The organism is Blautia sp. AM47-4 (genome assembly GCF_003479865.1).
Taxonomy (GTDB): Bacteria; Bacillota; Clostridia; order Lachnospirales; family Lachnospiraceae; genus Fusicatenibacter; species Fusicatenibacter saccharivorans.
This window is the reverse complement of sequence record NZ_QUHY01000008.1, coordinates 45413-57687: the sequence shown is the minus strand read 5'-3', so window position 1 is coordinate 57687 and position 12275 is coordinate 45413. Positions and strand designations below refer to the sequence as shown.

The following is a 12275-nucleotide window of genomic DNA, read 5'->3' as shown; positions in this document are numbered from 1 at the left end:
AAACGGATCGAGAATCTGAACTTAAAACCAGATTTTCGATCCGTTTTTTGCGTGTAAATCGTATCAATTACTTACTGTTCATTTTCATCCTTCGGCAGCCGCACGATCCGTACCTTGTCGACTCTCCGGTCTGCCATTTTCAGTACGGTTACGTCGAGGCCATCCGAGACGAAATGATCGCCTTCCTTTGGCACGCGCTCGAGGATCCCCATGATCCATCCGCTGACCGTAAAGACGTCAAATTCTTTGTCAATATCGAGCTCTTCATACACCTTGTCGATGCTTGCCGTTCCGGTCACGAGGTATTCGTTTTCGGAAACTTTCTGGATTTCCTGTACAACCGCATCATGCTCATCCCAGATTTCGCCGACGAGCTCTTCGAGGATATCTTCCATGGTGATGATACCGTCGGTGCCGCCGAATTCATCAATGATAATGGCAATATGCGATTTCTTCGCCTGCATTTTTTTCAGCAGCGGGCCGACCTTCGTATTCTCGGTTACAAAGAGCGCCGGGCGGATGATGCTGCTTAGCGGTTTGTTGGTGTGGTAAATGTGGTTGTGGAAATCCTTCTGATACACAATTCCCACAATGTGGTCGATATCATCATCATACACCGGCAGCCGGGAAAATCCGGTGTCGGAGAAAGTCTTAGCGATCTCGGATTTCGTCGCATCGAGCGGAATGCCGATGACGTTGACACGCGGAGTAAAGATCTCTGCGGCCTCCATCTCCATGAAGCCGATTGCATTCTGAATCAGATCGCCTTCCTGGTCGTCGATGTCGCCCTCCTGGGTCGCCTCCTCGACGATGGTCATCAGTTCCTCATCGGTGATGCCGTGGTTTTCCGAGGATTTGAAGATGCGGGAGAGCAGCTTCTTCCACTGGGAAAAGAAAAACGTCACCGGGGTCAGCACGATCATCAGAATGTGGAGAAACGGTGCGGAAAATTTGGCGATCGTCTCCGGAGATTCTTTTGCAATGCTTTTCGGGGAAACTTCGCCGAAGATCAGGACCACGATAGTGGTTACGATCGTGGAAACCGTCGCACCGGAGTCGCCGCCGAGAAGCTTGATAAAAAGCACCGTGGCAAGGGAGCTGAGTCCGATGTTGACGATGTTGTTGCCGACGAGAATCGTGGAGAGCAGCTTGTCAAAGTTCTCCAGCAGCTTTAACACCAGTTCCGCCCGCTTGTCGCCTTTTTCTGCCATATTTTTCATGCGGATGCGGTTCAGCGAGGTGAAGGAAGTCTCCGTCGCCGAAAAGTAGGCTGAGAGCATGACGCAGATAAGAATGATGATGAGTGACACAATGTCGCTGTTCATTTGTTTTTCCTTTCTTAGGAAACCGGGACACGATGCAAAAAATGTACAAAAAGACATAACCTATCTTAAATCTGGCGGAATCAAAGATAGATTATGTCTCCGTTTATCAAATGATGAAAATAAAGCATCGTCGAGGCATACTGCCTGAGTCGTCCATGTTTCTGTAATCCTTTCGTTGATCAGTAATCCCTTTTATTGTACGGTATGTGGGAATAATTGTCAATAAGACATGCGAAAATCACAGGAAATACGAAACCGCATTGTTGTAGCTGATATTTTCCACCATCTCTTTCAGAAACTCCAGGTTCGCCGGGTACTCCCCGTTTTCCACCCAGTTTCCGATTTGATTGCAGAGAATCCGGCGGAAATATTCGTGGCGCGGGAAGGAGAGGAAGCTGCGGGAGTCGGTCAGCATGCCGATGAAGGTGGAGAGCATGCCGATGCTGGAAAGCGTCGCAAGCTGGGATTCCATGCCGTATTTGTGATCGTTGAACCACCATGCGGTACCGAACTGCACTTTCGAGCGGATGCCAGGCGCAGCAAAGTTTCCAGCCATGCTTGCAAGCATCGGGTTGTCGCTCGGGTTCAGAGAGTAGAGCACAGTTTTCGGCAGTGCGTCGTCCTCGTCCATATCGTTTAAGAAAGCGCCGAGCATCGGGGCAAAGGCGAAATCGTTCATGCTGTCAAAGCCGGTATCGGCACCGAGCGCACGGAACATCCGCTTCGAGTTGTTACGGAGTGCTTTGATATGAAGCTGCATGGCGATATTGTGCTTATGATACAGCCGTCCGAGGTTCGTCAGAAGGAAGCCCTTGTACATGCCGAGCTCTTTTTCAGTGAGAGCACCGCCGTTCATGCGATTTTCAAATACATCATTCGCCTCAGCAGCCGTGCATGGCACATAGAAGCAGTCCTCAAGGCTGTGGTCGCTGACAACGCAGCCGGCGGAGAGGAAGAAGTCGAGGCGGCAGGAGAGGGCATGCACCATATCCTCTGCGGATGCAATCGTCCTGCCGGCGGCAGCGGCAAGCTTTTCCACGTATTCCGGGAAATCCGGCTTTTCGAGATGAACGGCGCGGTCCGGGCGGAAGGACGGCAGAACGCGGCAGGCAAAGTATTCCTTTTGTAATGCCAGATGGCAGTGCAGATCATCTGCAGGATCGTCGGTGGTGCACAGATGCGACACATGCTGGTTCAGAATCAGATTGCGCACGGTAAACTCCTTCGTCTGCAGTTTTGCATTCGCCTCATCCCAGATCTCCTTCGCTGTTGCGCGGGAGAGCGGTGTCGTGATGCCGAAGTACCGCTGCAGCTCCAGATGTGTCCAGTGGTATAAAGGATTGCCGATCGCGTTCTCAATCGTCTCGGCAAACGCCAGATATTTGTCGTAATCATCGGCGTTTCCAGTGATCAGATCCTCCGAAAAGCCCATCGCACGCATGGCACGCCATTTATAATGATCCCCGCCGAGCCAGACGCGTGTCAGATTCTCCATCTGGCGGTCTTCGAGAATCTCCTGTGGATTCAGATGGTTGTGATAGTCAAAAATGGGCATTTTTCAGCCGCCTCGTGGTACAGTGTTTTCGCCGTATCGGTCTGCAGCAGAAAGTCAGCGTCCATAAAAGGTTTCATATGGAAATACCTCCCCTTTAGAATTGAGCGGTCAGAGCAGCAAGCGTATCTGCCACAGCGCCAGGTCCATGAAGCATCGAGACAAAAGCATCCAGTACACGGTCAGAAAGTCCGGCAGAAATCAGATCCACACCGAAAATCGAAGCATCGGAGAGCAGCGGAGCCAGCGTTTTGGAAAGCGCCTTACGGTCAGCCGGTGCGCTGAGTTTCAGATCCTGCACATACGGGCGGACCGTGGCAAGCAGCGGATCCGGGCTCAGCTCAAATGCATCGCCGTTGTCATCCACGCCCATCAGATACCGCAGCCATCCCGCAAATACAGCCGGAATTGCCTGGAGATCCGAGAGTGACAGCTCCGGAGAAGCAAGATACGATTTGATCGTCTCACCGAACCGGATCGACAGCTTCTGTGACGTATCGGTTGCAATTCGCTGCGGCGTATCCGGCATAAACGGATTCGGGATGCGGATGTTCAGCACTTCATCGATAAACTGCTTCGGAGAGAGAATACCAGGATCGGTGACAACCGGAAGTCCTTCGATATATCCGATGCGCTCCACGAGCTTTTTCAGTACCGGATTTTTCATCTCCTCACTGATCAGTTCGTAGTCCAGCAGGCAGCCGAACACAGCGAGTGCGGTGTGCAGCGGGTTCAGGCAGGTGCAGACCTTCATGCGCTCTGTTTTGTTGACAGTTTCCCGGTCGGTAAAGATCCATCCGCTCTTTTCCATCGGCGGCCGTCCGTTCGGGAAATGATCTTCGACTACGAGGTACTGGCATTCCTCTGCATTGACGAACGGAGCAACGTAGGTGTGGCGGGAGGTGACGATCGGCTGTGCATCGGCGAGGCCGTTCTCCTCGAGGATCTTTTCGATGGAACCATCCGGCCGCGGGGTGATCTTGTCGATCATGGTCCACGGGAAGCTGACTTTTTCCGGGTTCTGCAGATAGGAGAGGAAGCCTGGCTGTACCAGCTTGTTTTCTTCCCATGCCGAAGCGTAGCTGTCAGGGCAAGGGAAAGTTTTTCGCCATTGTGGGAGCAGTTGTCGGTGCTGACCATCGCAAACGGTTTTTCGCCTGCAAGAAATCTTTCATATAAAAGAGAAGCAACTTTTCCCATATAGCTGGTAACGGAAGAAGGTCCGGCAGCAAAATCGGCAGCAACAGACGGCAGCAGTTCGCCCGCACCGTTTTTCAGAGAATATCCCTTTTCGGTGATCGTAAACGTCGCCATCTGCAGGGAATCCTTGGTAAAGATTTCTTTTAACCGGGCAAAATCCGGAGAATCCGCCGTATCGGCAGCCAGCGATTCTGCGATGCTTCCAACAACGGTTTTCTCGACAGAACCATCGGCTTTTAAGGTCACCAGAATGCTTAAATTATCGTGTGGCTGGTACATATCACGGATGATTTCTGTATCGAAGCCCTCCGCAACGATGACACCGCGGTCAAAGGTACCGTTGTTCAGCAGTTCCTGTGCTGTATTTGCCTGGAAGGCACGGAAAATATTTCCGGCTCCGAAATGCACCCAGCACGGAGATTCTTTCGTGCGGGTGATCATTGCTTCGCGGTCATAGGATGGAAGCGCATAGCCTGCGGCTTCCCACGCTTTTTGATCTGCCAGTCCGGCAGCTGTTAAGTTAAGAGACATCAGTAAAAACCTCCTTTAAATTCCACGTTTGTGACTCTTGTCAATAGCTTCCCAGAGTCCGTTTAAATAAGTCGCGCCGAGTGCGCGGTCATACAGTCCATAGCCCGGCATTGCCTTCTCGCCCCAGATCATACGTCCGTGGTCCGGGCGGATCGGGCCGTCAAAGCCGATGTCGTACAGCGCTTTCATGATCTCATACATATCGAAGCTGCCGTCAGAGGAAAGGTGTGCGGCCTCCTCGAAATCCTGCTGGCTGTGGAATTTCAGATTGCGGACGTGAGCGAAGTGGATGCGGCCCTTTAAGGAACGGATCATATCCGGCAGATCGTTCTCCAGATTCGTTCCGTAGGAGCCCGAGCAGAAGGTCATGCCGTTGTGCGGGTCATCGACCATCTTCATCATGCGCAGAATGTTTTCTTTATTAATGATGATTCTCGGAAGACCGAAGACACTCCATGCCGGGTCGTCCGGGTGAATGGCCATTCTAATGTCGTACTCGTTGCAGACCGGCATGATGCGTTCGAGGAAGTATTTGAGGTTGGCAAACAGTTTCTCATCATCCACATCGCGGTAAGCGTCAAAGAGCTCTTTCACTTTTGCCATGCGCTCCGGCTCCCAGCCAGGAAGAATTGCGCCGTTTGCATCACCTGCGATAGATTCAAACATTTTTTCCGGAACAAGTGCGTCTACGGCGGACTGTTTGTAGGCAAGTACGGTCGAGCCGTCCGGACGGACGCGTGCGAGTTCTGTTCTGGTCCAGTCGAAGACCGGCATGAAGTTATAGCAGACAAGGTGAATGTCTTCCTCGCCGAGGTGCTTTAACGTTTCAATATAATTATCGATGTACTGCTCACGGTCCGGGCTGCCGATTTTGATGGCGTCGTGGATGTTGACGCTCTCGATGCCGGAGATGTGAAGTCCAGAGGCCTCAACCTCTTCTTTTAACGCGTGAATCGCTTCGCGTGTCCACACCTCGCCCGGGGTAGTGTCGTACAGGGTTGTGATGACTCCGGTTACGCCCGGAATCTGGCGGATCTGCTCTAAGGTAACAGTATCAAATTTGGAACCATACCAGCGAAATGTCATTTCCATAAGAAAAACTCTCCTTTATTTTGTAATGTACTCTCGGAATCTTTCTGCACTTGCCTTTGTGGCTGATTTTCCGCCAGCTGCACCCGAATTTCATCAACGTACGCACCGCGTACGCCTCAGAAATTTGGGCACAACTGACAAAAAATCATCTCACAAAAACAAGCACAGAAAGATTCCGAGAGTACATTGTATTTTGCAAGTGGTGTTCTTTGCTTTTTATTGTATCGTTTCTTAAGAAAAAAGCCATGGCAAGAATTGTTGAGCACATTGCAAAAGTTGCGGCGGTTGGCCGGGAAAAAGCAAAATCAGCCTACAGGTGTGATAAATAATATCTTTCTGGTATGACTAACCAATAGGAAAAACCTATAAGCGATTCATCGAAATAACAATTACCAAAAGGCGTTTTAGGGGTTGCACATAGAAAAAATATGCATTATAATATGCCATGTAATCGAGAAACACATTAAACATATCGACTTAGTAGGAAAGGAGAACAGCAAATGAAAAAAACAGACAACAGACGAATGCAGGAGAACAGAATGATGGAGATGTGTTGTTGCTGTTGCTGCAGCTCCAATCAGAATAAAGAAAAATAAGAAACATTCGCAGGCAGAAAAAGCATAGCAGAAATTGCATGTGCGGGCAGGCCGGAACGAATGCCTGCTATTTTTTTAACCTTTTTAAAAAGAAATGTGAATGAACAACATAATAATAGATAATAAATAGACATAGAAAATGGAGGACAAAAACATGAGCGGATGCGGATGCAGCTTCACCCCAGTTGAAAATAAAGAAACCGAAGAAATCAAATACACAGATGCACTGGCAGAACAGTTTGCAGCAGAAGTCGGAGTAGACCCAAGACCAAATGAAACCCTTGTAGAGATCGATGAGCGCGGCGCTTTCATCCGTCAGCCAAATGCATTTATCCAGCCATTCGGCGATAAAGAAGGCGGCCTGAAAGCAGAAGCAAACCGCTTCGGGATCTACTGGGCAACCGGATGCAACTGGTCCAACCGTCCGATCATCGTGCGGGAGCTTTTAGGACTGCAGGATGTGATCTCGGAGACGAGAGTTTCTCCATCCGGCGAGACAAACCGTTACGGACATGCATTCGGACAGTATCCGGATTTCAAGGATCCGGCGACAGGCGCTTACTTCTTAAGTGAGTTCTATAAAAGAGCAAACCCGGACTTCAAAGGAAGAGCAACGACACCGACTCTGGTGGATGTCAAAGAGAAAAAGGCTGTGAACAACGATTATCACCGCCTTACGAACTATCTCGAAGTGCAGTTCCGTCCATTCCAGCCAAAAGATGCGCCGGACCTGTACCCGAAAAAATTCCGGAAAGAGATCGATGAGTTTAACGACTGGCTCTTCCCGCATATCAACAACGGCCATTACCGCATGGCATTCTGCCAGTCACCGGAAGCATACGATGAGGCATACGAAGATTTCTATGAATCCCTCGATAAGCTGGACAAACGGCTGGAGACGAACCGTTTCCTGTTCGGCGACTACATCACCGACAGCGATGTCCGCGCTTACGTCACTCTGATCCGTTGGGATGTCAGCTACTTCCACAACGTAGGACCGGTGAAGAAACCGATTCGTGATTACAAAAATATCTGGGGCTACTTAAAAGAGCTGTATGCGATCCCGGCCTTCCGTCACGGAAGCGATCCGCAGGTGTTGGCACTTTCGAGACCTGGAAAGAAATTAGGCGAGGTTCTCTTCCGCGGATACAACGAACGAATCCTTGCAAAAGTAGATTTCGAGAAGCTGATGGCAGACGATGGATCGAGAAGAACACTCAGCAAAACACCGGATGAAGTATTCCTTCGCCATCCGGAGGGAGAGACCTACGAGGATTACGCAGGAGAAATCTCAAAAACCATCTGGAACAGCCCGAAATGGGAAGACAGAAACCCGAAGAACGGCGTACTTTCCGTGGATGCATCGATTAATCCGCTGAAAGGACTTTTATAAAGAGATAAGACAGAAGAATCCGGAGCGCTCTGGTGGAACACTCTCAGGCAGCCGGGGTGCGGCCGGAACTGAAAAGAACGAGAAAATGAGGAGGATTTTATTATGAAAAAGACAAAGAAATTCTGGGCAGTATTGGCAGCGGCGGGCCTTTTGGCAGCAAGCTTTGCAGGATGCGGAAGCAATGCATCAGCAAATGCAGGAAGCAGCAGCGGTTCCGCAGCATCATCTTCCGCAGAAGGCAGCTCCGCATCGGATTCCGGTGAGAAAAAAGTGATCAAAGCTGTAACAAGCGGCACACTGGCACCGTACTTTTACGTAAATGATGACAACGAGCTGACCGGTGTCGATATCGATATCGTAAAAGAAGTGTTCAACCGCCTTCCGCAGTATGAACTGAAAATTGAGCAGGCAGATGCACTGCAGGGTGTGCTGAGCGGTCAGTACGACATCGCAGTCAACAACTATGGATATACCGATGAGAGAGCAGAATCCTACTACTTCTCTTTACCATATAAAACCAGCTTCAACGAATACATTCAGAGAACCGGCGATGAGCCGCTGACTTCTCTTACCGATCTGGCAGACCGCGGATACAAAATTGAGCTGAGTGCAGGAAGCCTTACCGCAAATGCACTGGAAAAATGGAATACAGACAACCCGGATCACCAGATCAATATCGTATATTCCAATGCAAACTTCCAGGTCCGCTACCAGCATATCGTAGATGGAACCGCTGATGTGGCAATCGACGACGGACCGATCATCGACAACCTGCTTCCGCAGTTCGGACTGGAAGGTCAGCTGGAAGCAAACGAGATCGACGAGGAGACCGAAGATTTCCTGTTCCCGCAGAACAATACCTACTTCCTGTTTGGAAAGAACGAAGAGGGCGCAGCACTCCGCGAGGATGTTGACAAAGCCTTAAAAGAGATGAAAGAAGACGGAACTCTTTCCAAGATCACAACCGAGTATCTCGGCGTGGACACCAGCCCGGACGAGAAATACTTTGATGAGACACCAAACTAGAATATCGTTTTCGAAATAAAAACAGAAGAGATTACAAAACAGACGGGAAGCGGATCGAGAACATCCGTTTCCCGATTCTAAAAGGAGCGAAAAACATGGCAGAAATTTACCGGGTAGAAAAGGGAAGCGAAGAGTGGAAATACAAAGCATATGATTACGTCAGAACCGATGCGTTCTGCTGCGGACAGAACATTCCGATTGAACTGGAATTCGGACAGGACGAGAGCAAAGATGATCTGCAGGCGATTCTGGTGACAGAAGATCACAAGCCGGTAGCCGGCTGCCGCATCGCATTTCCGGCGGAAAAGACAGGAAAAATCGAGCGTGTCTGTGTTGTCAGAGAAAAACAGAAAAGCGGATACGGCCGCGTACTGGTCGAAGCCGCTGAGAAATGGCTGAAAGAATACGGTGTCGATCACATCGTCATCACGAGCCAGGACCGCGCCGCAGGCTTTTATGAGAAATTAGGCTACAAACTGAATCCGGACGCTGACCTGTCGGTATACGACCACCATGCACTGAAGAAAGACGAAGAGCCGAAAAAGCCGAAGAAAAATCTTGGCTTTACCTGTGTACTGGTAGAAAAATACGTGTAAGAGAGGACAAAAATCATGGGAAAATTATTTGACGTTTCACTGGTATTTTCATCCATACCAGAATTGCTGACAAAGCTGCCGATCACGCTGGAACTGGCCGTGGTTTCTATGCTGATCGGACTGGGACTGGGACTTGTGATGGCGATCATCAAAATGAAAAAAATCAGAGTGCTGACGCAGATTACGAATCTTCTGATTTCACTGCTCCGCGGCACGCCGGTCATCGTACAGCTGTACGTTGCGTTCTTTGGTATTCCCATGATGTTCAAGGCAATCAACCAGCAGTTCGGAACGAATCTGGCGGTTGCCAATATTTCCGGTTTCGTCTATGCGATGATCGCTCTGGGACTGAACCAGTCGGGCTTTATGGCTGAGATTATCCGTTCAGCCCTGCAGTCCGTTGACCCGGGCCAGATCGAAGCAGCACATGCACTCGGCATGACGTATCCGCAGACACTGCGCCGCATCATTCTGCCGGAGGCCTTTGAGGTTGCGCTTCCGACCCTTGGAAACTCTTTTATCAGTATCATCAAAGGAACGTCTCTTGCCTTTACCTGCGCCGTTGTCGAGATTACCGCACAGGGCCAGATTATTGGAGGAAGAACGTATCGCTACTTTGAAGTTTACGTTTCACTGGCCATCATTTACTGGCTGGTAACGCTGGTGATCGAGCAGATTATCCGCGTAATTGAAAATAAAATCCGGATTCCGGACCAGGTAGAGCTGGCGTCCGCAAACGGGGAGGGTAAGAAAAATGATAAAAATTGATCATTTATCAAAAAAATATAACGACAACGTGGTGCTCGACGACATCAGCCTCGAGATCAAACAGGGCGATGTTGTGGGAATCATCGGTCCTTCCGGAACCGGAAAATCAACGCTTCTGCGCTGCGTCAACCGCCTTGAGACACCGGAGAAGGGAACGGTGACGATCGGGGACAAGGTGATCGGCCTTTCCGAGCGGAAACCGAAAGAGCTTCTGTATTTAAGACAGAACACAGGAATGGTGTTCCAGCGGTTCAATCTGTTTGAGAAGAAAACCGCACTGGAAAATGTGATGGAAGGCCTGATTGTTGTCAAGAAGATGAAAAAAGACGAGGCCAGAGCCATTGCATTAGAAGAACTGAAACTGGTCGGCATGGAGAAATGGGCAAACCACTATCCGAAACATATGTCCGGAGGACAGCAGCAGAGGGTGGCGCTCGCAAGAGCCCTCGCCATGAAACCGCAGATTCTGCTGCTCGACGAGCCGACTTCAGCCCTTGACCCGGAGCTGGTTGGAGAGGTTCTGGATGTTATTAAAAAAGTTGCGGCACAGGGATATACAATGCTTCTGGTTTCCCATGAGATGAACTTTATCCGCCATGTGTCGAACCGTGTGATCTTCCTTGATAAAGGACACGTAGTAGAAGACGGAACACCGAAAGAAGTATTCGAGCATCCGCAGAATCAGAGAACACGGGAGTTCTTCAGCAAGATGCATATTATGGCGCAGCCTGAGTATGTTATTTAAATTGCGGACACAGCCAAAGAGTAGGAGAAAAGATTATGATAGATGAGAAAAGAATTGCTGATTTTTTTGCGGAGCTGGTATCTATCGATTCGCCGTCCTTAGAGGAGCGCGAGATGGCGGACACCTTAAAAATAAAATTCGCCGAAATCGGGGTTACGCTTACAGAAGATCATACGCAGGAGCAGACCGGCTCCAATGCGGGCAATCTGTCCGCGCGCATTCCGGGCAGCCTTGCAGGAGCCCCGGTTCTCTTTGCGGCCCACATGGACACTGTTGAGCCTGCAAAAGGCAAAAAAGCCGTCTCCCATGAGGATGGAACCGTAACGAGCGACGGCACGACAGTTCTTGGCGCCGACGACCTCGCCGGTGTGACAGCCATCTATGAAGCTGTCCGCCACCTCATCAAGACCAAAACACCGCACCGCCCGATCGAAATTCTGATCTCGACTGGTGAGGAGCTGTACTGCAAAGGCGCAAATGCCTTCGACTACAGCCAGGTGCAGGCAAAAGAAGCATACGTTCTGGATTTAAGCGGCGCGATCGGTGCAGCCGCCTACGCGGCACCAACACTCGTTTCCTTCGCGGCGAAAATCCAGGGAAAAGCCGCCCACGCCGGTTTCCACCCGGAGGACGGCATCAACAGCATCCAGGCGGCCGCCCGCGCAATCGCACAGCTTCCGCAGGGCCACGTGGATGAAAGCACCACTGCCAACATCGGAAAAATCGGCGGCGGCTCCGGTACCAACATCGTTTCGGAAAGCTGCGTGATCGAAGGCGAAATTCGAAGCCTGAACCACGAGACGGCCATGGAGCTTCTGGAAACATATCACAGAATCTTCCAGCAGGAAGCAGGGAAGATTGGTGCGAAGCTGGTCTGGGAAGAAAAACTGAATATCCATGCGTATGAGACGCCGCTGACAAGCGATGCCGCAAGGCATTACGAGAGCGCCGTTGCAGAAGAAGGCCTGACCGCTGCATTCGAAAAAACTTTCGGCGGCAGCGACAACAACGTCTTTGCACAGCACGGCATCGAAGGGCTTGTCATCGCAACCTCGATGAATCAGGTACACAGCTGCGCCGAGTACACAAAAATCCCGGAGATAGCCAGGTGGCGCGGATTGTGGCCAATCTTGCCGCACCGCAGGAAGCCTGAACAGGTCCCGGACGAAAAAACAGAATACGTAAAAAATCCCCAAAGCCCGCCGGCAGATGTGAAAACAAAAACCGGCGGGCTTTTCCTGTTTCCGGCACGGCTTGCCACGCAGAGAAAAATAGTCTATAATAGGGAAAAGCTTCCGGTGCATGCCGGATTTTAACACCAGTAGACAAGAAGTCCCCTGCTTCTAAAGCGGTGGGATGAATTGTTAAAAGAAACATAACGGCAGTGGCGGGCGGAGAAAAATCGGTATCCTCCACTGACATGAGGCAAGTCACAGTCGAACTATTTTCGG

The 12275-nt window shown here is 50.4% G+C and carries 8 protein-coding genes and 2 pseudogenes; 6 read left to right on the top strand and 4 right to left on the bottom strand.

From position 1 onward, the window contains the following. Positions 1 to 71: 71 nt before the first annotated feature. From DW965_RS07425 to uxuA, 4 genes and pseudogenes are all read right to left on the bottom strand, one after another. Entirely contained in the window at positions 72 to 1325 is a 1254-nt protein-coding gene (locus DW965_RS07425; RefSeq protein WP_117509487.1) for an HlyC/CorC family transporter, read from the bottom strand. 238 nt (positions 1326 to 1563) lie between these two features. Next, positions 1564 to 2957 (bottom strand): annotated as a pseudogene (gene uxaC, locus DW965_RS07420) (glucuronate isomerase). Between the two features lie 17 nt (positions 2958 to 2974). Beyond that, positions 2975 to 4608, bottom strand: a pseudogene (locus tag DW965_RS22075) (mannitol dehydrogenase family protein). 15 nt (positions 4609 to 4623) lie between these two features. Beyond that, positions 4624 to 5700, bottom strand: coding sequence for a mannonate dehydratase (uxuA, locus tag DW965_RS07410; protein ID WP_119198192.1), 1077 nt, complete (start codon positions 5698 to 5700; stop codon positions 4624 to 4626). 750 nt (positions 5701 to 6450) lie between these two features. Here uxuA and DW965_RS07400 point away from each other — a divergent pair. From DW965_RS07400 to DW965_RS07375, 6 genes are all read left to right on the top strand, one after another. Continuing rightward, a complete protein-coding gene (locus DW965_RS07400) occupies positions 6451 to 7689 on the top strand; it encodes a glutathione S-transferase C-terminal domain-containing protein (protein WP_117761082.1) in 1239 nt (412 codons plus the stop codon). 102 nt (positions 7690 to 7791) lie between these two features. Beyond that, on the top strand, positions 7792 to 8715 hold the full coding sequence (locus tag DW965_RS07395; protein ID WP_055264864.1) for a transporter substrate-binding domain-containing protein: 924 nt from the start codon (positions 7792 to 7794) through the stop codon (positions 8713 to 8715). 95 nt (positions 8716 to 8810) lie between these two features. Next, a complete protein-coding gene (locus DW965_RS07390; protein WP_118697464.1) occupies positions 8811 to 9311 on the top strand; it encodes a GNAT family N-acetyltransferase in 501 nt (166 codons plus the stop codon). A 15-nt stretch (positions 9312 to 9326) separates the two neighbouring features. Next, entirely contained in the window at positions 9327 to 10079 is a 753-nt protein-coding gene (locus DW965_RS07385; RefSeq protein ID WP_022462083.1) for an amino acid ABC transporter permease, read from the top strand. Continuing rightward, positions 10066 to 10824, top strand: a complete 759-nt coding sequence (locus DW965_RS07380; protein ID WP_022462084.1) for an amino acid ABC transporter ATP-binding protein — start codon at positions 10066 to 10068, stop codon at positions 10822 to 10824. Before DW965_RS07385 ends, DW965_RS07380 begins: the two co-directional genes overlap by 14 nt. A 35-nt stretch (positions 10825 to 10859) precedes the next feature. Further along, positions 10860 to 12140, top strand: coding sequence for a M20/M25/M40 family metallo-hydrolase (locus DW965_RS07375; protein ID WP_243036491.1), 1281 nt, complete (start codon positions 10860 to 10862; stop codon positions 12138 to 12140). Positions 12141 to 12275 lie beyond the last annotated feature (135 nt).

Bases quoted from the DNA above. Each gene is read 5' to 3' on its own strand.
- DW965_RS07395 (WP_055264864.1), top strand. From the start codon at position 7,792: ATGAAAAAGACAAAGAAATTCTGGGCAGTATTGGCAGCGGCGGGCCTT.
- DW965_RS07380 (WP_022462084.1), top strand. From the start codon at position 10,066: ATGATAAAAATTGATCATTTATCAAAAAAATATAACGACAACGTGGTG.
- DW965_RS07425 (WP_117509487.1), bottom strand. From the start codon at position 1,325: ATGAACAGCGACATTGTGTCACTCATCATCATTCTTATCTGCGTCATG.
- DW965_RS07385 (WP_022462083.1), top strand. From the start codon at position 9,327: ATGGGAAAATTATTTGACGTTTCACTGGTATTTTCATCCATACCAGAA.
- DW965_RS07375 (WP_243036491.1), top strand. From the start codon at position 10,860: ATGATAGATGAGAAAAGAATTGCTGATTTTTTTGCGGAGCTGGTATCT.
- uxuA (WP_119198192.1), bottom strand. From the start codon at position 5,700: ATGGAAATGACATTTCGCTGGTATGGTTCCAAATTTGATACTGTTACC.
- DW965_RS07400 (WP_117761082.1), top strand. From the start codon at position 6,451: ATGAGCGGATGCGGATGCAGCTTCACCCCAGTTGAAAATAAAGAAACC.
- DW965_RS07390 (WP_118697464.1), top strand. From the start codon at position 8,811: ATGGCAGAAATTTACCGGGTAGAAAAGGGAAGCGAAGAGTGGAAATAC.